This is a genomic window from Blattabacterium punctulatus, assembly GCF_003226695.1.
Taxonomy (GTDB): domain Bacteria; phylum Bacteroidota; class Bacteroidia; order Flavobacteriales; family Blattabacteriaceae; genus Blattabacterium; species Blattabacterium punctulatus.
In genome coordinates, this window is the sequence record NZ_CP029808.1 from 156570 (window position 1) to 176335 (window position 19766).

A 19766-nucleotide genomic window follows, 5' to 3' on the forward strand; every position below is an offset into this window, starting at 1 on the left:
TCAATTTTTGATACTCGTAAAATCTTCATCTGGAATAAGAGGTACATTGGGAGAAAAAGTAGGAAAAGGTTTTTCTCCTATAGAAATTATTAAATTTTCTGCAGGATATGTTTCCTGGATGAAAAAAAAATATAAGAATAAAGATAAATACCTAATAGTATTAGGTAGGGATGGTCGTACTACTTCTTCTATATTTCAACAATTTTTAGTGATTACTTTTCAAAGTCTTGGGGTGAATGTTATTGATATTGGATTATCTACAACTCCTACTGTTGGTATTGCTATTATAAACGAAAAAGCAGATGGAGGAGTTATGTTAACTGCAAGTCATAATCCCAAAAATTGGAATGGATTAAAAATGTTTAATTCTCAAGGAGAATTTTTATCTGAAAAAGATATTGAAAAATTATTCTATATAGTAGAAAAAGAATATTTTAGATTTGCATCTTTTGATCAATTAGGTAATTATTTTTATAGAAAAAATTATATCCATAAACATATAGAAATTATTCTTTCTTTACCATTGGTAGATAAAGAGATCATTAAAAAATCTAGATTTAAAATAGTAGTAGATGGAATTAATTCTACAGGAGGAATAGCTGTTCCTATTCTATTAGAAGAATATTTTGGATCTAAAGTTATTAAAATGCATTGTATTCCTCATGGAGATTTTATTCATAATCCTGAACCTATTGAAAAAAATTTAAAATCAATTTGTAAAAAAGTTTCAGAAGTAAAAGCAGATTTAGGAATTTCTGTAGATCCAGATGTAGATAGAGTTGTATTTATTTGTGAAAATGGAGATTTTTTTGGAGAGGAATATACTTTAGTATCTATTTCGGATTATATATTAGATAATAAAATCGGATCTGTAGTTTCTACTTTGTCCTCTTCACAGGCATTAAAAGATTTATCTATCAATAAAGGAGTTACTTATTATGCCACTTCGGTTGGAGAAATACATGTTGTTAAAAAAATGAAAGAAGTGAAAGCCGTTATTGGAGGAGAAGGTAATGGAGGGATTATTTATCCAGATTTACGTTATGGAAGAGATGCATTAGTAGGTATTGCTTTATTTTTAACTTCTATAGCAAAACTTTCTAAAATACCGTTAACAAAATTAAAAAAAAGGTATTCTAATTATTTTATGTCAAAAAAAAAAATTCGATTATCTCCTAATCAAAAAATTGGAAAAATATTAAAAAATATAAAAAAAATATATCAAGGAGAAAAAATGGATTTTAAAGATGGAATTAAAATTTATTTTCTAAATAAAGAATGGATTCATATAAGGAAATCTAATACTGAAAATATTATTCGAATATACATAGAAAGTCCTTCAAGAAAAAGAATGAATTTTTTAGAAAAAAAAATTCTATATGAAGTAAAAAAAAATTATGATTAATTCAAACAATATATGTCAAATAATTTTATAGAAAATATAGAAGATAAATGGATCAAAAAAAATGATTTACCATTATTTAATTCTGGAGATACTATCAGTGTTTTTTTTGAAATTAAAGAAGGAGAAAAAAAAAGAATTCAATCCTTTAAAGGAATTGTTATTAAAAAACAAGGAAAAGGATTGACGAAAACCTTTACGGTTCGTAAAATGAGTGGGGAAATAGGAATTGAACGTATATTTATTTTTAATCAACCAAGTATAAAAAAAATAGAAGTTAATAAAAAAGGAAAAGTACGTAGATCCAAAATCTATTATTTTAGATCTCTTAGAGGTAAAAAAGCTAGAGTTTAAGAAATAAAAAAGCGAAAAAAAGAGAATCATAAATTAATTAAAATATAATTTATGATTCTCTTTCGCTTTTTTATCACTATCACTATTTATTTTATTTTTTTTCGTTTTCCTCTGTATTTACCTTATCTTTTTCTTTATTATTGTTGTTATTCGAAGTAGATTCCTCATTTTTGGAGGATTCTTCTTCATTAGATGGTGTAGAAGGAGGAGTTGTAGTCGTATTTGTTTGATTTTCATTATTAGTATTAGCTGTTTTTTCTTCTTCTGTTGTTGGAGAAGGATTATCGTTCTTAGACTTGTTATTACAACTACATGTAAATAAAAATATAGCTAAAAAAATTGTGGTAATGGTAATTCTTAATTTTTTCATCATAATCAATAGTATTTCAGTTATAACATATTCTGGACAAATTTATATAAAAATTTGGAATGAAAAAATATATCATTATTTGTATTTTTTTTATAAAAATGAATAATTGAATATCAAAATTTATCATATTATTTCTTTTTTTATTTGAATATAAGAATATTAGAAATTATATTATTCCTAATAAATCAAAGTAAAAATATATATATTTTGAAAAAAAAATTAAAAAATTATGTCTTTAAATAAAAAAATTTTAAAGGAAGCATTGACTTTTGATGATGTATTATTAGTTCCATCATATTCTTCAATTCTTCCATCCCAAGTATCTCTTAAGACTACTTTAACCTTGGATATTACACTCAATATTCCTATATTAAGTGCTGCTATGGATACAGTTACAGAATCTTCTTTGGCAATATCGATAGCTAGAGAAGGAGGAATAGGTATTATTCATAAAAATATGAATATAAAAAATCAATCAGAGGAGGTTTATAGAGTAAAAAGAAGTGAAAGTGGAATGATCGATGATCCAATTACTCTTTCTAGAAATTCAACACTTCGTGATGCACAAAATCTCATGAATAAATATCATATTTCTGGATTACCAGTGATTGAAAAAGATTTTACTTTAGTTGGTATTATAACTAGTAGAGATATCAAATATCGTCTAGATTTAGATTCTTTAGTAGAAGATGTAATGACAAAAGAAAATTTGATTACTTCTAAAAAAAATATCAATCTAGAAGAAGCAAAAAATATTCTTTTAAAAGAAAGAATAGAAAAACTTCCTATTATAGATGATTTAAAAAAATTAGTCGGGTTAATTACAATTAGAGATATAGATAATTTAATAGAATATCCAAATGCTTGTAAAGACTCTAAAGGACGTTTACGTGTAGGGGCATCTGTTGGAATAGATAAAAATACTTTAGAAAGAGTGGAATCCTTAATAAAGTTTGATGTAGATCTTATATCTATAGATTCTGCTCATGGTCATTCTATTAGTGTATTAAAAACGATAAAATCTATTCGAAAATATTTTCCCAATATTCCATTAATTGCTGGAAATGTGGTCACTATGAAAGCAGCACAAGATTTAATAGATGCTGGATCTACTATTTTAAAAGTAGGAATAGGGTCCGGTTCTATTTGTACTACAAGGGTCGTAGCTGGTGTAGGGATGCCTCAAATTACTGCTATAAATGATGTCTATGAATACGCTAAAACAAGAAATGTAAATGTTATATCTGATGGGGGAATTAGATATTCAGGAGATGTAGTAAAAGCTATTGCAGCTGGCGCAAGTTCGGTAATGATTGGTAGTTTATTTGCAGGTACAGATGAAGCCCCAGGAGAGGAAATTATTTTTCAAGGTAGAAAGTTTAAAACATATGTAGGAATGGGTTCTTTAGTAGCTATGAAAAAAGGGAGCCGAGATCGTTATTTTCAGTTTGAAGAAAAGTATGTTCCAGAAGGAATAGAAGCAAAAGTTCCCTATAAAGGAAAAATTAAAGATGTTATTTTTCAAATATGTGGAGGATTACGTTCTGGAATGGGTTATTGTGGAGTATCGACAATTAAAGAATTAATTAAAATGGGAAAATTTGTAAGAATTACCAATTCTGGATTAAAAGAAAATCATCCACATAGCGTAAGTATAACGAAAGAATCCCCTAATTATTGGAAATATAGTGGAGTTTATAATAATACCCGGGACGGGATTTGAACCCGTACGATCATAATGATCACAGGATTTTAAGTCCTGTGTGTCTACCAATTCCACCACCCAGGTGTATAAAAAAAAGCGAGAAACGGGACTCGAACCCGCGACTCCGACCTTGGCAAGGTCGTACTCTACCAACTGAGCTATTCTCGCGAATTCGAAAATAATGTTTAAATAAAAAAAAATGTAATATAATATATGTTTAAATTTTTATTTATCCAATAAATTTTTTAAAAAAATTCATTATTTTTCTTAACCTAAGAAAGGATTTTTTTTTATATAAAAAATTATTTTTCATTTTTTTTTTTTCTAAAAATTTTTTTTTATCCAAAATTTTTAATATTTCCTTTGCTCTATGAATAATTTCTATAGGAATTCCTGAAATTTTTGCTACGTGAATACCGTAACTGTGTTCACTTCCCCCCTTAATCATTTTTCGCATAAAAATAATATTTTCATAAATTTTTTTTACAGATATATGATAATTTTGAATTCTTTGAAAAAAAGAACTTATTTTATTTAATTCATGATAATGAGTTGCAAATAAGGTAAGAGGTCTAAAAGGACTTTTATGTAAAAATTCAACAATAGACCAAGCTATAGATATTCCATCATAAGTACTTGTCCCTCGTCCAATTTCATCTAAAATTAAAAAACTTCTTTTAGAAAAATTGTTTAATATATTTGCCATTTCATTCATTTCTACCATAAAAGTAGATTCTCCTAAAGAAATATTATCGGATGCACCTACTCTACTAAATATTTTATCTACTAATCCGATTTCTGCATATTTAGCAGGAACAAAACTACCTATATGGGCCATTAATATAATAATAGCAGTTTGACGAAGAATGGCAGATTTTCCTGACATATTTGGCCCAGTTATTATAATAATTTGTTGATTTTTTTTATTTAAAATTACATCATTAGGGATATATGATGTTGTTGAAATAAACTGCCTTTCAATAACTGGATGCCTTCCTTTTTTTATACATAATCTAAACGAATGATTTATTTCTGGTTTTACATAATAATTTTCTAATGCAGAAAGTGAAAAGGAACATAATACATCCAATTCCGCAATTATTTTTGCATTTTTTTGTAAAGGAATTATATATTTTAAAATTTTATTAATTAGATCATAAAAAATTTTTTTTTCGAGAGAAAGTATTTTTTGTTCGGAATTTAAAATTTGTAACTCATAATTTTTTAATTCTTCAGTTGTGTATCTTTCGGAATTAGTTAATGTTTGTTTTTGTATCCAATGAGATGGTATATTGTATTTTTTTGTTTTTTTAACTTCTAAAAAATATCCAAAAATATTGTTATATCCAATTTTTAAATTATGAATTCCAGTATTTAATTTTTCACTATTACATAGTTTTTCCAAGTATTCTTTTTTAGAAAAATATAAATTACGAATTTTATCCAATTCTTTAGAAAAACCTTTTGCTATTACATTTCCTTTTTCTATATGATATGGTGTATTGGGATCTATTGTATCCAGAATTTTTTGGGATATTATATTGCAATTTTGAAATGAATTTCCAATTTCTAAAAAAGTTTTATATTTTTTCTTTGAAAAAATTTTCTTTTGGATTTGAACTATAGCTGTTAAAGATTGATGTAATCTAATTATTTCATGTGGAGAAATTTTTCCAATAGTCATTTTAGAAATTATTCGTTCTATATCATAAATTTCTTTAAGTTTTTTTTGAATAAATGAACGAATAGAAATATTTGAAAAAAAAAATTCTACTATTTCATAACGTTTTTGTATATGAATAATATTTGTTAAAGGAAAATGTATCCAATGTTTTAATAATCTACCTCCCATAGGAGTTATAGTTTTATCTATAATATCAATTAAGGATACCCCTTTTTTATCCAAACAACGAAATATTTCCAAATTTTTAAATGTAAAATCATCAATCCACATATGTTCTTCTTTTTTTATTCTTTTTATATTAGAAATATGTTTTATTTTATAATGTTGGGTATCGTATAAATAGTTTAATATAACACCGGAAGCAGTAATCCCCAGTTTTAAATTATCTATTCCAAAACCTTTTAAAGAGTTTGTTTGAAAATGAGATATCAATTTTTCATATGAAAATGAATAATTAAACATCCAATCTTCTATTAAAAAAGTATAATATTTGTCTTTTAGAAATTTTTCAAAAAAAATTTTTTCTTTTTTCTGAAAAAGAACTTCACTTGGATTAAAATGTTCTAAATATTGTAATATACTTTCTTGATTATCTTCCGCTATAAAAAAATCTCCTGTAGAAACATCTAAAAAACTTATACCCAATTTTTTTTTTTCTATATGGATAGAAGCTAAAAAATTATTTGATTTGGTTTTTAATATATTTTCGTCTATCGATATTCCTGGTGTAACTAATTCTATAACTCCTCTTTTTACAATATTTTTTCCTTTTTTTGGTATTTCTAGTTGATCACAAATAGCTACACGATGTCCTGATCGTATTAATTTTGGTAAATAAACATTTAAAGAGTGATAAGGAAACCCAGCTAAATGAATAATAGAATGTTTTTTTTTACTAGATCTATTAGTTAAAACAATATTTAATATTTTAGAACATTTTATAGCATCTTCTCCGAAAGTTTCATAGAAATCTCCTACTTGAAATAGTAATATTGCATCTGGATATTTAGATTTTATATCATTATATTGCTTAATTAATGGAGTTTTTTCTTGCTTTATTAAAGTATTTTGGTCTTTATTCATACCTAATAGTATTTAAAAATAAAGTAGGGGATTTTTTTATAATATAAAAAGTTTAATTAAGGAAATAAAAACCTTTTTTTTTGAATATGAATTTATTATGTTAAAAAAATTTAAAGAATATAAAAAATTAAATCTCAAAAGTATTTCTAAAGAAATAACTCAATATTGGGAAAAAAATAAAATTATTCAAAAAAGTTTTCAATTTAGAAAAAATATTAATAAAAAGGATAGATCTTCTTATCATATTTTATATGAAGGTCCTCCTTCTTTAAATGGAAGTCCTGGGATCCATCATACAGTATCTAGAACTATAAAGGATATATTTTGTAGATATCATACTCTTAAAGGGAAGATAGTAATTAGAAAAGCTGGATGGGATACTCATGGATTACCTATAGAACTTAATGTAGAAAAAAAAATAGGAATTACTAAAAATGATATCGGAAAAAATATAAGTATAGAAAAGTATAATAATATTTGTAAATATTTTGTAAAAAAATCAATGAAAAAATGGATAGAATTTACAAATAAAATAGGATATTGGATAGATCTTAAAAATTCATTTATAACATATAAAACCAAATATATAGAAAGCGTATGGTGGTTGATAAAAAAATTATATAAAAAAAAAATTATTTATAAAGGTTATACTATACAACCTTATTCTCCAGCAGCAGGTACCGGATTAAGTTATCATGAATTAAATATGCCAGGGACCTATAAAAAAGTAAAACAAATAACTCCTACTTTAAAATTCAAAGCGATAAAAAGTACTTTACCAAAAGAAATTCAAAAATTTTTAGGAGATATATATTTAATATCTTGGACTACTACTCCTTGGACACTCCCATCAAATACTGCATTAGCTATTGGATCGAATATAGATTATGTTTTAGTAAAAACTTATTGTCCTTATAATTTTTTAAAAGAGAACATTATTTTAGCTGAAAAATTAATTTATAAAATATTATTACCAAATAGATTTTATTCCGTATCAAATAATTATGAATTTGATCGATCAAAAATTGAAAATAAAAATAAAATTCCTTATTTTATAGCATATAAATTCAAAGGTAAAGATCTTTTTAAAAGTAGATATGAACAATTATTACCTTGGTTTAAACCTTATCAAGAAGAAAAAAATGCTTTTCAAATAATAGATGGGGATGGTTATGTTAATGAAAATGAAGGTACTGGAATTATTCATATAGCTCCTACATTTGGAATAGATGATTTAAAAATAGCTAAAAAAAATAACATTCCATCTATGTTAATTTTAAATGAAAAAAATATTCCTATTCCTTTAGTAGATATGCAAGGAAAATTTTTAAATAGTTATCCTCATGGATTTAGTGGAAAATATGTTAAAAATGATTTTAATACTAATATAAATACAAAATCAGTTTCTGTAGATCATGAAATAGTTTCCTTTCTTGAAAAAGAAAAAAAACTTTTCAAAGTAGAAATGTATACACATTTTTATCCACATTGTTGGAGAACTGAAAAACCTATTCTTTATTATCCTTTATATTCATGGTTCATAAAAACAACAAAAATAAGAGAAAAATTAATTTCTTTAAATAAAGAAATTAATTGGATTCCTAAATTTATAGGAAAAAAACGTTTTGATACTTGGTTGAAAAATATAAGAGATTGGAATTTATCACGTTCTAGATATTGGGGGACCCCTTTACCAATTTGGAGAACAAAAGATGGAAAGGAAGAATTAGTTATAGGATCTATTAAAGAATTATTTTTAGAAATTCAAAAATCTATTAAATATAAGTTCATGTCATACAATATATTAGAAAATTTTATTCCGGATGATATGAGAGATGAAAATTATGAAAAAATAGATTTGCATAAACATTTTTTAGATAAAATTATATTGGTTTCTCGTAAAGGAGCCCCAATGAAAAGAGAATCGGATTTAATAGATGTATGGTTCGATTCTGGAGCTATGCCATATGCTCAATTTCATTATCCTTTTGAAAATAAAAAATATATTGATGAATATCAATTTTTTCCTTCAGATTTTATTGCGGAAGGGATTGACCAAACAAGAGGATGGTTTTTCACATTACATACTATTAGTTCCTTATTATTTAATTCTATAGCATATAAAAATGTTCTATCTACTGGTTTAGTATTAGATAAAAAAGGAAATAAAATGTCTAAAAGTAAAGGAAATACTATCAATCCTTTTGAATTAATAGAAAATTATGGGGCTGATGCAATACGTTGGTATATTATATTTAATTCTGAACCTTGGGATAATTTAAAATTTGATATAAAAGGAATTGATATAGGAATTAATAAATTTTTTAGAACACTTTATAATGTTTATTCTTTTTTTGTTTTATATGCTAATATAGATGGATTTTCCTATAAAGAAAAAGACTGTTCTTTAAAAAGTTATACTGAATTAGATCTTTGGTTACTTTCCGAATTAAATACAATGATTCAAAAAGTAGATGAATCTTATAAAGATTATAATCCTACTAAAGTTTCTCGTATTATTTCATTTTTTGTATTAGACCAATTAAGTAATTGGTATATAAGACTATGTCGTAGAAGATTTTGGAAAGAAGAATATACCAATAATAAAATTGTAGCATATCAATTACTTTATAAATGTTTAGTTACAATTTCTAAATTATTATCTCCTATTGCTCCATTTTTTTCGGAAAAATTATATTTTGACCTAAACTCAATCACAAAAAGAGAAACTTTTGAAAGTATTCATTTTACTAATTTTCCGATCTATGATTTATCATTTGTAAATAAAGAATTAGAAAAAAGAATGCTTTTAGTTCAAAGGATTACTACTATGAGTTTTTCTATAAGAAAAAAAAATGGAATAAAAATTCGTCAACCTTTGAAAAAATTACTCATTTTAATTCGAGATGAAAAAATACGTTTTGAATTGAAAAAAATATCTGAAATTCTTAAACAAGAAATAAATGTAAAAAATATTGAATTTATGGAATCTTATAATGATTTAGAATCAGTTAAATATATTCAACCAAACTATAAATCCATCGGTTCTAGATTTGGAAATAAAACTCCGATCATATCGGAAATAATTAAAAAATTTACTCAGGATAAAATTAAAGAAATCGAATATAAAAAAAAATATATTTTTTTTATTCAAGGAGAAAAATTTATATTATTCTTAAAAGATGTCAAAATTACTACCGAATTTATTAAAAATTGGTCTGTCATATTTGATAATGAACTTACAATAGCTTTAGATTTACATATTACGAATTCTCTTTGGGAAGAAGGTGTTATAAGAGAGTTAATTAGATATATACAAGAATTAAGAAAAAAGTGTAACTATCAGGTTATTGAAAAAATATTTATATATATAAATGCTATTCAAAGAATACAATCTATTATACATAAAAATAAAAAATTTCTTTGTAAAGAGACTCTTGCAGTAGATATTTTTTTAGAAAAAAATATAGAAAAAAAAGGCGTAAGAATCGATTTTGAAAAAAATCCAATATATATACTAATTCGAAAAATCGAAAATACATAAAAATGAAAGAGCAAGAAAAACAAAGATATTCGATGGAAGAAAGAAAAGAATTTCGTAAAATTATACTTAAAAAATTAGAAAAGGTAAAAAAAGATTTGTCAATTCTTAAAGAAAATTTGGATAATGATCAAAATAATGGTACAGACGATACTTATCCTACATTTAAAGCTTTTGAAGAAGGATCTGAAACACTTAGTAAAGAACAAAATGCTCAAATTTTGGAACATTTGAAAAACTTTATACAAAGTTTAAATTCTGCTTTGATTAGAGTTGAAAATAAAGATTACGGAATTTGTCGTATTACAAAAAAACTGATACCTAAAGCACGTCTTATGGCAGTTCCACATACTACTTTAAGTATTGAAGGAAAGAGACAGGTAGAAAATCAAAGAAAGTAAATTTTTAATTTTTTGAAAAAAATATTTTTAAGTATTTTTCCTATTCTTCTAATAGATCAGATTTTAAAAATTTATATAAAAACTCACTTTGAACTAGGAAAAGGAGTTCCAATATTTTCATTTTTTTGGATTTTTTTTGTGGAAAATCCTGGAATGGCTTATGGTATTTCTATTGCGCCTGGATATTTTGGAAAAATTCTTTTAAGTTTTTTTCGTTTTATTGTAGTTTTATTCATATTTTTTTTTCTTTATAAAAATATAAAGAAGAAATCTTCAAATTATTTAATTATTCCAACTATTTTTATCCTTTCAGGAGCTATCGGTAATCTTTTAGATAGTTTTTTATATGGATTATTATTTGATACAGGAACCATTTATAATCAAGAATCTCATAAATGGATTTCTTATTCTGGAATTTCAAATATATTCCCTTGGAATGGTGGGTATGCTTCCTTGATGAAAGGATGTGTAGTTGACATGTTTTATTTTCCTATTTTTGATATTTATATTCCTTATTGGACTCCATTTTTTGGAGGATATAATTTTCAATTTTTTAAACCCGTTTTTAATTTTTCTGATTTTATAATATCTATTGGAATTATTTTATTGTTAATTTTTAAAAAAAAAATTAAACATGTAAAGATTTTTTGATAATTATAAAAATCTCCATAGATTTGTACCTACCTGATTTTCATTATTGGTAGAAAATTGTTTTAAACGAAACCAAACAGCCGGTGTAGCTCAGATGGTCAGAGCACGTGATTTGTAATCTCGGTGTCGTGGGTTCGAATCCCTCCTCCGGCTTTTTTTTTTTTTTTGGGGAGATACTCAAGTTTGGTTAACGAGGACAGACTGTAAATCTGTTGGCTCAGCCTTCGCAGGTTCGAATCCTGCTCTCCCCATTTTTTATATAGTAATCGTATAAAAAAAAAGCGGAAGTAGCTCAGTTGGTTAGAGCATCATCCTTCCAAGTTGAATGTCACGGGTTCGAATCCCGTCTTCCGCTCCAATTATGATTATTATGGCCAATGTAGCTCAGAGGTAGAGCACTTCCTTGGTAAGGAAGAGGTCACGGGTTCAAATCCCGCCATTGGCTTTTTTTAAATTTTTTGAAAATTATTAAAATTGTTAGAAATTATTATTTATCATGGCAAAAGAAAAATTTAAACGTGACAAACCACATTTAAATATAGGGACTACAGGTCACGTAGATCATGGAAAAACCACTTTAACAGCAGCCATTACAAAAGTATTATCAAAAATGGGACTTGCAGAAGAAAAAAGTTTTGATGCAATTGATAATGCTCCAGAAGAGAAAGCTAGAGGAATTACTATCAATACTTCTCATGTAGAATATGAAACAAAAAATCGACATTATGCTCATGTAGATTGTCCTGGACATGCAGATTATGTTAAAAATATGATTACGGGAGCTGCTCAAATGGATGGTGCAATTTTAGTGGTTGCTGCAACGGATGGACCAATGCCTCAAACAAGAGAACATATTTTATTGGCACGTCAAGTTGGTGTTCCTAAGATAATTGTTTTCATGAACAAAGTCGATCAAGTAGATGATCCAGAATTATTAGAATTAGTAGAAATGGAGATCCGTGAATTACTCTCCAAATATGAGTATGATGGTGAAAATATTCCTATTGTACAAGGATCAGCTTTAGGAGCTTTAAATGGAAAAGAAAAATGGATTAAAAAAATTCAAGAACTTATGAATATTTTGGATGAATATATTCCAGAACCAGTTCGTGAAATGGATAAACCATTTTTAATGCCTATAGAAGATGTATTTACTATAACGGGAAGAGGTACCGTAGCTACAGGTCGTATTGAAACTGGAATTATAAATACAGGAGATTTAGTAGATATTATAGGATTTTGGGAAAAACAATTATCATCTACAGTAACAGGAGTGGAAATGTTTCGTAAAATATTAGATCGTGGACAAGCTGGAGATAATGTAGGTTTATTATTGCGTGGAATAGAAAAAAAAGATATCAAACGTGGAATGGTCATTGGAAAACCCGGCTCTATCAAACCTCATAAAAAATTTAAAGCCGAAGTTTATATTCTGACGAAAGAAGAAGGAGGTAGGCATACTCCTTTTCATGAAAAATATCGTCCTCAATTTTATTTAAGAACAACTGATGTAACGGGAGAAATACATTTATTAGGAGGTATAGAAATGGTAATGCCGGGAGATAATATTTCTATGGAAGTTAGTTTACATCAACCGGTTGCTTTAAGTGAAAACTTGCGTTTTGCTATTCGTGAAGGTGGTAAAACAGTTGGTGCTGGTAAAGTTATTCAACTTATGGATTAATCATTTTTTTTTAAAAAAATAAAACGGATGTAGCTTAGCTGGTAGAGCATCGGTCTCCAAAACCGAAGGTCGTAAGTTCGAACCTTACCATCCGTGCATAATCGTATAGAGATATTATCGTATATAATTATGAAAAAAAAAAATTATTTTTGGGGAATTTACGATGAATTTTTTTATTGTATTACATGGCCTAAGTGGATAAATTTACAAATTACTACATTAATAGTATCGTTTTTTTCTATATTTTTATCCATATTTTTATATGGTGTAGATGGTCTATTTATTTTTTTTATTAAAAAATTGTTTTCCTTATAAATAAAATATAAAAGTTAGATGAGTAATTTAGAAAGAAAATGGTATGTTTTAAAAACTATTAGTGGGCAAGAAAATAAGGTAAAATTGTATATTGAAAATGAAATAATAAATAATGGATTTCAAGAATGTATAGGTCAGGTTTTAGTTCCTATTGAAAAAGTTATACAAATGAGAAGAGGGAAAAAAATTCATAGGGAAAAAGTTTATTATCCAGGATATGTCATGATAGAAACAAATCTTGAAGTAGAAACTGTTCACGCAATTAAGAATGTTCCAGGTGTTATTAATTTTTTAAGTGATGGAAAAGGAGGATCTGCTATTCCTATGCGAAAAGAAGAGGTAAATAAAATGTTGGGAAAAATGGATCAATTATCCGAAAATTATGAAAATATTAGTATTTCATTTATAATTGGTGAAACTATAAAAGTCATAGATGGTCCTTTTAGTGGTTTTAATGGAACTATTGAAAAAATTAATGAAGAAAAACGAAAATTAGAATTAGCAGTTTTAATTTTTGGAAGAAAAACTCCTTTAGAATTAAATTTTACACAAATAGAAAAAATTTAGTTAAAAGTAAAAATGGGTAAAAAAATAGTTAAAAAAATAAAAATACAAAAAATCAATGGTGGAAATGCAAATCCATCACCACCTATTGGTCCTATTTTAGGAAGTTCTGGGGTAAATATAATGGAATTTTGTAAAAAATATAATTTAAAAACTAAGGAAAAAAAGGGGGAAATATGCCCAGTAATTATTACTATTTATGAGGATAAATCTTTTTCTTTTATAATTAAAAAACCTCCAATATCTATTCAGTTACTCAATATAATTAAAGTAGAAAAAGGGTCTAAGGAACCAAATCGTTCTAAAATTGGAAAAATAAGTTTAAATCAAATCAAAATGATTGCAAAAAATAAAATGGAAGATTTGAATTGTTATTCAATTGAATCAGCTATATCCATGGTATGTGGAACTGCACGTTCTATGGGAATCGAAATTTATAAAAAATAAAAGTATATTCTTATTTTTTTATGTCAAAAAAATTAACTAAAAATAGAAAAATAATTTTAGGAAAAATAGATAAGAATAATAAATATTCTTTAGAAGAAGCTTTTACTCTTATTAAAAAAATTTCTTTTTCTAAATTTGATGAATCGATAGATATTTCTATTCGTCTAGGGTTAGATTCACGTTTATCAAATCAAATAGTACGAGGAACTGTACTATTACCACATGGTATAGGAAAAAATGTATGTGTTTTAGCTTTAGTAACTAAAGATAAAGAATTGGAATCTAAAGAAGCTGGAGCAGATTATGTAGGATTAGAATATATAGAAAAAATTAAGTCTGGATGGATTGATGATATAGATGTAATAGTAGCTATTCCATCTGTTATGAATCAATTAGGAACTTTAGGAAAAATATTAGGTCCAAGAGGGTTAATGCCAAATCCTAAACTAAATACAGTATCTACAAATCCAGGAAAATCTATTAAAGAAATTAAATCTGGAAAGATCATATTTAAAGCAGATCGTTATGGTATTATTCATTCTTCTATTGGAAGAGTCTCTTTTTCAACTAAATATTTATTGAATAATTTTAAAATTTTTATAAACGAGGTTATCCGAAATAAACCATCTTCTTCTAAAGTATTTTATATAAAAAAAATTTATTTATCTACGACCATGAGTCCTAGTATATTATTAGATTCAAAAAGTTTTTTAAAAAAATGAATAAAGAAAAAAAAAGAAAAGAATTATTAAAATTAATTTCTATATTATCTGATAATGAAACGATATATTTAATTGATATTTCCGATTTAAATTCTAATCAAATTTCTATTCTTAGAAAGAATTTTAATAAATTTTTTATTCAAATGAGAGTAGTAAAAAATACTTTATTGAAAAAAGCTTTAGAAAAAATTAAAAATAAAAAATTAGATTCTTTTTTCCCTATTTTAAATGGTAATACCTCGATTTTATCATCTAATTTAGTAGGATTACCATCAAAAATTATAAAAAAATTTCATTTTAAAGAAAAAATTGAAAAACCTTATTTAAAAGCTGCATATGTAGAAAAATCTTTTTATTTTGGAAATAAAGATTTAGATATATTAATGAATATTAAATCTAAAAAAGATCTTATAATTGATATTTTAAATCTTCTTCAATGTCCAATTGAAAAAATCCTTTTTTCTTTAAAATTAGGTGAATATAAAATATTTAAAATTATAGAATCATTATCATTATGATATGATGATAATGATTCTATAATAATTTATTTCTATAAAAAAAAATAAAAATAATACAATGATAGAAAAGCTAGCAGAAAAATTAGTTAATCTTACTGTAAAAGAAGTTAATGAATTAGCAACTTTTTTAAAAAAAAAATATGGTATCGAACCGTCTAATCCTTTTTTAGGAACATCTATGGATATTCCTAAAAATAAAGAAAAAGATTCAGAAAAAGAAGAAAAAAATATTTTCAATTTAATATTAAAATCCCCAGGTAATTCTAAATTATCTGTAGTAAAATTAGTTAAAGAAATTACTGGTAAAGGACTTAAAGAATCCAAAGAATTAGTAGATAATGTTCCAAATATTCTTCAAGAGTCTATTGATAAGAAAGAAGCAGAAAATTTAAAGAAAAGACTTGAAGATATAGGAGCTGAAGTAGAATTAAAATGATAGGTTATTTTTTTTTTTAGAAAAGTTTAAATTACTTTAAAATTTGGTAAATATAGAAAAAATTTCAGAAAAATCAGCAGAAAGGATTACTTTTGCATCAGTAAAAAAACAAGTAGAATATCCTGATTTATTGGATATTCAAATAAAATCATTTAAAGATTTTTTTCAACTTGATACAAAACCAGAAAATAGAAAAAATGAAGGTTTATTTAAAGCTTTTACCGAAAATTTTCCAATTTCAGATGCAAGAAATTCCTTTGTTTTAGAATTTAAAGGCTATTCCATAGATTCTCCTAGATATTCTATAGAAGAGTGTATAGAAAGAGGATTAACTTATAGTGTTCCTTTAAAAGCTAAATTAAAATTATATTGTACAGATCCTGAACATGAGGATTTTGAAACTGTATATCAAGATGTATATTTAGGTACTTATCCATATATGACTCCTTCTGGATCTTTTATTTTTAATGGATCAGAACGGGTTATTGTATCTCAATTACATCGTTCACCAGGAGTTTTTTTTGGTCAGTCACATCATGCAAATGGGACTAAATTATATTCTGCAAGAATTATTCCTTTTAAAGGATCTTGGATTGAATTTGCTACAGATATCAATAATATTATGTATGCGTATATTGATAGAAAGAAAAAATTACCAATGACGACTTTACTTCGTGCTATTGGATATGAAAGAGATAAAGATATATTAGAAATATTTAATCTTGCGGAAGAAGTTAAAATAATAGAAAATAATCAGAATATTTTAGATAGAACTATTGCTGCTAGAATATTAAAAATATGGCATGAAGATTTTGTAGATGAAGATACAGGTGAAGTAGTATCCATAGAAAAAAATGAAATTTTAATAGATAGAGATATTATTATAAAACAAGAGCATATAGATCTCATTATTCAACATGAAATAAAAACAATTCTTTTGCATAAAGAAGGAGGAAAAAAAAAAGATTATTCTATTATTTACAATACTTTGCAAAAAGATCCTACTAATTCTGAAAAAGAAGCTGTAGAATATATATATAGACAACTTAGAAATACTGAACCACCTGATGAAGAAACTGCTAGGGGAATTATAGATAAACTTTTTTTTTCAGATTCTAGATATAGTTTAGGACCTGTAGGAAGATATCGTTTAAATAAACGTCTTAGTTTAGATATAGATCCCAATTATTTAGTTTTAACTAAAGAAGATATTATTGCTATAGTTGAACATTTGAATGCATTGTTTAATTCTAAAAAAGAAGTCGATGATATCGATCATCTATCTAATAGACGTGTAAAAACTGTCGGAGAACAACTTTATACTCAATTTAGTATTGGATTATCTAGGATGGCTAGAACTATTAGAGAAAGAATGAATGTTCGAGATAATGAAGTTTTTATGCCTATAGATTTAATTAATTCTAAAACATTATCTTCCGTTATAAATGTTTTTTTTGGAACTAACCAATTATCTCAATTTATGGATCAAACAAATCCATTATCTGAAATAACTCATAAAAGAAGATTATCAGCTTTAGGTCCAGGAGGATTATCTAGAGAAAGAGCAGGATTTGAGGTCAGAGATGTAAATTATTCTCATTATGGAAGATTATGTCCAATTGAAACTCCAGAAGGTCCTAATATTGGTTTAATTTCTTCTCTTTCTGTTTTTGCAAAAATTAATAATATGGGATTTGTAGAAACTCCTTATAGATTTACCAATAATGGAAAAGTAAATTTAAAATCTAAAATTAAATATTTAAGTGCAGAAGAAGAAGAAGGTAAAGTAATTGCACAAGCTAATTCTATAGATAAATATGGAAATTTTATATCTGACCGAATTATTGCTCGTAAAGATGGGGATTTTCCAATAGTAAAATCAAAACAAGTAGATTATATAGATGTAGCACCTAATCAAATAGCTTCTATTTCAGCTTCTTTAATTCCTTTTTTGGAACATGATGATGCTAATAGAGCACTTATGGGATCTAATATGATGCGTCAAGCCGTTCCATTATTAAATCCTGAATCACCTATTGTTGGAACTGGATTGGAAAAACAAATTGCCAGAGATTCTAGAATTTTAATTAATGCAGAAAAAAATGGAATAGTAGAATATATTGATGCAAGAAAAATAATTATTCGTTATGATCAAACGGAAAAAGAAAAATTAGTAAGCTTTAATTCCGAAATTAAAGTTTATGATTTGATAAAATTTAGAAAAACAAATCAAAATACATGTATTACTTTAAAACCTATTGTTAAAAAAGGAATGAGAATAGTAAAAGGGGAAATTTTATGTGAAGGATATGCGACTGAAAATGGAGAATTAGCATTAGGAAGAAATTTGAGAGCGGCTTTTATTCCTTGCAATGGATATAATTTTGAAGATGCTGTACTAATTTCAGAAAAAGTAGTTAGTGAAGATTGGTTCACATCAATACATATAGATGAATATTCTTTAGATGTACGGGATACAAAATTAGGGATGGAAGAATTAACAAATGATATTCCAAATGTTAGTGAGGAAGCTACTAAAGATTTGGATGAAAATGGAATTATTCGTGTTGGAGCTGAAGTTAAACCTGGAGATATTCTTATTGGAAAAATAACTCCAAAAGGAGAATCTGATCCAACACCAGAGGAAAAATTATTAAGAGCTATTTTTGGAGATAAAGCTGGAAATGTAAAAGATGCTTCTTTAAGGGCTGAACCTTCTTTATTTGGTATTGTAATTGATACAAAATTATTTACTAGAAGTATAAAAGATAAAAAATCTAGAGCTCAAGATAAAATAAAAATAGATTGTCTAGAAAAAGAATACGATAAAAAATTTTTAGATTTAAAAAATAATTTTTTAAAAAAATTATATACTGTTTTACATGGAAAAGTTTCTAAAAAAATTTTTTTAGATGAAAAAAAAGAGAAATTTATAGAAAAAGGTACCAAATTTAGTCTAAAATTATTAAATAGTATATCTGATTATATAAATATATCTCCAGATAATTGGACTTTTGATATAGAAATTAATAATATTATATCAGAAATATTGCATAATTATAAAATATCATTTAACGATTTAAATAGTATTATGAAACATAAAAAATTTTCTATTACTATTGGAGATGAATTACCTTCTGGAATTATTAAAATGGCTAAAGTTTATATTGCAAAAAAAAGAAAATTAAAAGTAGGAGATAAAATGGCTGGTAGACATGGTAATAAAGGAGTTGTAGCACGTATTCTTCGTGAAGAAGATATGCCATTTTTAGAAGATGGAAGTCCAGTAGATATTGTCCTAAATCCATTAGGAGTTCCGTCTAGAATGAATATTGGCCAAATATATGAAACAGTATTAGGTTGGGCAGGATATAAATTAGGTATTAAATTTTCTACCCCTATATTTGATGGAGCTAGTATAGAAAAAATAACAGAATATACAAAAAAAGCGGGTCTCCCAAATTTTGGAACTACTTATTTATTTGATGGAGGGACAGGGGAAAGATTTGATCAACCTGCAACAGTTGGTATTATATATATGTTAAAATTAGGTCATATGGTAGATGATAAAATGCATGCTCGTTCTATAGGTCCTTATTCACTTATAACTCAACAACCTTTAGGAGGAAAAGCTCAATTTGGAGGTCAACGTTTTGGAGAAATGGAAGTTTGGGCTTTAGAAGCTTTTGGGGCATCTAATATTTTACGTGAAATATTAACTGTAAAATCAGATGATGTAATAGGAAGAGCTAAAACTTATGAATCGATCGTTAAAGGAGATTCAATTCCAGAACCAAATAATCCAGAGTCTTTTAATGTTTTATGCTATGAATTAAAAGGATTAGGTTTGGATATTAATTTAGAAGAGTGACAATTTATTATTGTATTG

Annotated in this window: 16 protein-coding genes and 7 tRNA genes; 19 read left to right on the top strand and 4 right to left on the bottom strand. The window is 25.8% G+C overall.

Features of this window, described 5'->3' with window-relative positions; translation table 11 throughout:
• The first annotated feature begins 7 nt into the window (after nucleotides 1-7).
• A complete protein-coding gene (gene glmM / locus DM780_RS00750; RefSeq protein ID WP_110548592.1) occupies nucleotides 8-1405 on the top strand; it encodes a phosphoglucosamine mutase in 1398 nt (465 codons plus the stop codon).
• A gap of 12 nt (nucleotides 1406-1417) precedes the next feature.
• The gene (gene rplS / locus DM780_RS00755; protein WP_110548593.1) at nucleotides 1418-1756 is read left to right on the top strand and encodes a 50S ribosomal protein L19; all 339 of its coding nucleotides are present in this window, start codon (nucleotides 1418-1420) and stop codon (nucleotides 1754-1756) included.
• A gap of 91 nt (nucleotides 1757-1847) precedes the next feature.
• Here rplS and DM780_RS00760 read toward each other — a convergent pair whose 3' ends face one another.
• Complete coding sequence (locus tag DM780_RS00760) at nucleotides 1848-2129, bottom strand: hypothetical protein (protein WP_110548594.1); 282 nt, start codon at nucleotides 2127-2129, stop codon at nucleotides 1848-1850.
• 226 nt (nucleotides 2130-2355) lie between these two features.
• On the opposite strand from DM780_RS00760, the gene guaB reads away from it, so the two are divergent.
• The gene (guaB, locus tag DM780_RS00765; RefSeq protein WP_110548595.1) at nucleotides 2356-3849 is read left to right on the top strand and encodes an IMP dehydrogenase; all 1494 of its coding nucleotides are present in this window, start codon (nucleotides 2356-2358) and stop codon (nucleotides 3847-3849) included.
• On the opposite strand, the gene DM780_RS00770 is transcribed toward guaB, so the two are convergent.
• The 3 genes from DM780_RS00770 to mutS all read right to left on the bottom strand — a co-directional run bounded on the left by DM780_RS00770 (nucleotide 3831) and on the right by mutS (nucleotide 6598).
• A tRNA-Leu gene (locus DM780_RS00770) sits at nucleotides 3831-3915 on the bottom strand. The genes guaB and DM780_RS00770 overlap by 19 nt on opposite strands.
• Before the next feature lie 11 nt (nucleotides 3916-3926).
• A tRNA-Gly gene (locus tag DM780_RS00775) sits at nucleotides 3927-3999 on the bottom strand.
• Nucleotides 4000-4060: 61 nt separating this feature from the next.
• Nucleotides 4061-6598 (bottom strand): DNA mismatch repair protein MutS, encoded by a 2538-nt coding sequence (gene mutS / locus DM780_RS00780; RefSeq protein ID WP_110548596.1) that lies wholly within the window; start codon nucleotides 6596-6598, stop codon nucleotides 4061-4063.
• Nucleotides 6599-6695: 97 nt separating this feature from the next.
• Here mutS and ileS point away from each other — a divergent pair, with 97 nt between their 5' ends.
• The 16 genes from ileS (at nucleotide 6696) to rpoB (ending at nucleotide 19748) form a co-directional block, all read left to right on the top strand.
• Nucleotides 6696-10142 carry an isoleucine--tRNA ligase gene (gene ileS, locus DM780_RS00785; RefSeq protein ID WP_110548597.1) on the top strand — a complete coding sequence of 1149 codons (3447 nt, stop codon included), beginning with the start codon at nucleotides 6696-6698 and terminating at the stop codon, nucleotides 10140-10142.
• Nucleotides 10143-10144: 2 nt separating this feature from the next.
• Nucleotides 10145-10540, top strand: coding sequence for a TraR/DksA family transcriptional regulator (locus tag DM780_RS00790; protein WP_110548598.1), 396 nt, complete (start codon nucleotides 10145-10147; stop codon nucleotides 10538-10540).
• Between the two features lie 12 nt (nucleotides 10541-10552).
• Nucleotides 10553-11191, top strand: a complete 639-nt coding sequence (locus DM780_RS00795; protein ID WP_110548599.1) for a lipoprotein signal peptidase — start codon at nucleotides 10553-10555, stop codon at nucleotides 11189-11191.
• 79 nt (nucleotides 11192-11270) lie between these two features.
• A tRNA-Thr gene (locus DM780_RS00800) sits at nucleotides 11271-11344 on the top strand.
• A gap of 14 nt (nucleotides 11345-11358) precedes the next feature.
• Nucleotides 11359-11442 (top strand) — tRNA-Tyr (locus tag DM780_RS00805).
• Between the two features lie 30 nt (nucleotides 11443-11472).
• Nucleotides 11473-11549: transfer RNA gene (locus tag DM780_RS00810), tRNA-Gly, on the top strand.
• A 15-nt stretch (nucleotides 11550-11564) separates the two neighbouring features.
• A tRNA-Thr gene (locus tag DM780_RS00815) sits at nucleotides 11565-11636 on the top strand.
• 51 nt (nucleotides 11637-11687) lie between these two features.
• The gene (gene tuf, locus DM780_RS00820) at nucleotides 11688-12875 is read left to right on the top strand and encodes an elongation factor Tu (protein WP_110548600.1); all 1188 of its coding nucleotides are present in this window, start codon (nucleotides 11688-11690) and stop codon (nucleotides 12873-12875) included.
• 23 nt (nucleotides 12876-12898) lie between these two features.
• Nucleotides 12899-12971: transfer RNA gene (locus tag DM780_RS00825), tRNA-Trp, on the top strand.
• Between the two features lie 33 nt (nucleotides 12972-13004).
• Entirely contained in the window at nucleotides 13005-13190 is a 186-nt protein-coding gene (locus tag DM780_RS00830) for a preprotein translocase subunit SecE (protein WP_014246108.1), read from the top strand.
• Nucleotides 13191-13208: 18 nt separating this feature from the next.
• Complete coding sequence (gene nusG / locus DM780_RS00835; protein WP_110548601.1) at nucleotides 13209-13757, top strand: transcription termination/antitermination protein NusG; 549 nt, start codon at nucleotides 13209-13211, stop codon at nucleotides 13755-13757.
• A 12-nt stretch (nucleotides 13758-13769) separates the two neighbouring features.
• Nucleotides 13770-14201: a 50S ribosomal protein L11 gene (rplK, locus tag DM780_RS00840; RefSeq protein WP_110548602.1), complete on the top strand. Its 432-nt coding sequence runs from the start codon at nucleotides 13770-13772 to the stop codon at nucleotides 14199-14201.
• 20 nt (nucleotides 14202-14221) lie between these two features.
• Nucleotides 14222-14923 (top strand): 50S ribosomal protein L1, encoded by a 702-nt coding sequence (gene rplA / locus DM780_RS00845; RefSeq protein ID WP_110548603.1) that lies wholly within the window; start codon nucleotides 14222-14224, stop codon nucleotides 14921-14923.
• Nucleotides 14920-15441, top strand: a complete 522-nt coding sequence (rplJ, locus tag DM780_RS00850; RefSeq protein WP_110548604.1) for a 50S ribosomal protein L10 — start codon at nucleotides 14920-14922, stop codon at nucleotides 15439-15441. The genes rplA and rplJ overlap by 4 nt, the downstream gene beginning before the upstream one ends.
• Nucleotides 15442-15499: 58 nt before the next feature.
• Nucleotides 15500-15877 carry a 50S ribosomal protein L7/L12 gene (rplL, locus tag DM780_RS00855; protein ID WP_110548605.1) on the top strand — a complete coding sequence of 126 codons (378 nt, stop codon included), beginning with the start codon at nucleotides 15500-15502 and terminating at the stop codon, nucleotides 15875-15877.
• Between the two features lie 61 nt (nucleotides 15878-15938).
• Nucleotides 15939-19748, top strand: coding sequence for a DNA-directed RNA polymerase subunit beta (rpoB, locus tag DM780_RS00860; protein WP_110548943.1), 3810 nt, complete (start codon nucleotides 15939-15941; stop codon nucleotides 19746-19748).
• Nucleotides 19749-19766: the final 18 nt, after the last annotated feature.

What these genes read in the sequence shown, in the direction of transcription:
- rplS (WP_110548593.1), top strand. Translation starts at nt 1,418, where the DNA reads ATGTCAAATAATTTTATAGAAAATATAGAAGATAAATGGATCAAAAAA.
- DM780_RS00760 (WP_110548594.1), bottom strand. Translation starts at nt 2,129, where the DNA reads ATGATGAAAAAATTAAGAATTACCATTACCACAATTTTTTTAGCTATA.
- guaB (WP_110548595.1), top strand. Translation starts at nt 2,356, where the DNA reads ATGTCTTTAAATAAAAAAATTTTAAAGGAAGCATTGACTTTTGATGAT.
- mutS (WP_110548596.1), bottom strand. Translation starts at nt 6,598, where the DNA reads ATGAATAAAGACCAAAATACTTTAATAAAGCAAGAAAAAACTCCATTA.
- ileS (WP_110548597.1), top strand. Translation starts at nt 6,696, where the DNA reads ATGTTAAAAAAATTTAAAGAATATAAAAAATTAAATCTCAAAAGTATT.
- DM780_RS00790 (WP_110548598.1), top strand. Translation starts at nt 10,145, where the DNA reads ATGAAAGAGCAAGAAAAACAAAGATATTCGATGGAAGAAAGAAAAGAA.
- tuf (WP_110548600.1), top strand. Translation starts at nt 11,688, where the DNA reads ATGGCAAAAGAAAAATTTAAACGTGACAAACCACATTTAAATATAGGG.
- DM780_RS00830 (WP_014246108.1), top strand. Translation starts at nt 13,005, where the DNA reads ATGAAAAAAAAAAATTATTTTTGGGGAATTTACGATGAATTTTTTTAT.
- nusG (WP_110548601.1), top strand. Translation starts at nt 13,209, where the DNA reads ATGAGTAATTTAGAAAGAAAATGGTATGTTTTAAAAACTATTAGTGGG.
- rplK (WP_110548602.1), top strand. Translation starts at nt 13,770, where the DNA reads ATGGGTAAAAAAATAGTTAAAAAAATAAAAATACAAAAAATCAATGGT.
- rplA (WP_110548603.1), top strand. Translation starts at nt 14,222, where the DNA reads ATGTCAAAAAAATTAACTAAAAATAGAAAAATAATTTTAGGAAAAATA.
- rplJ (WP_110548604.1), top strand. Translation starts at nt 14,920, where the DNA reads ATGAATAAAGAAAAAAAAAGAAAAGAATTATTAAAATTAATTTCTATA.
- rplL (WP_110548605.1), top strand. Translation starts at nt 15,500, where the DNA reads ATGATAGAAAAGCTAGCAGAAAAATTAGTTAATCTTACTGTAAAAGAA.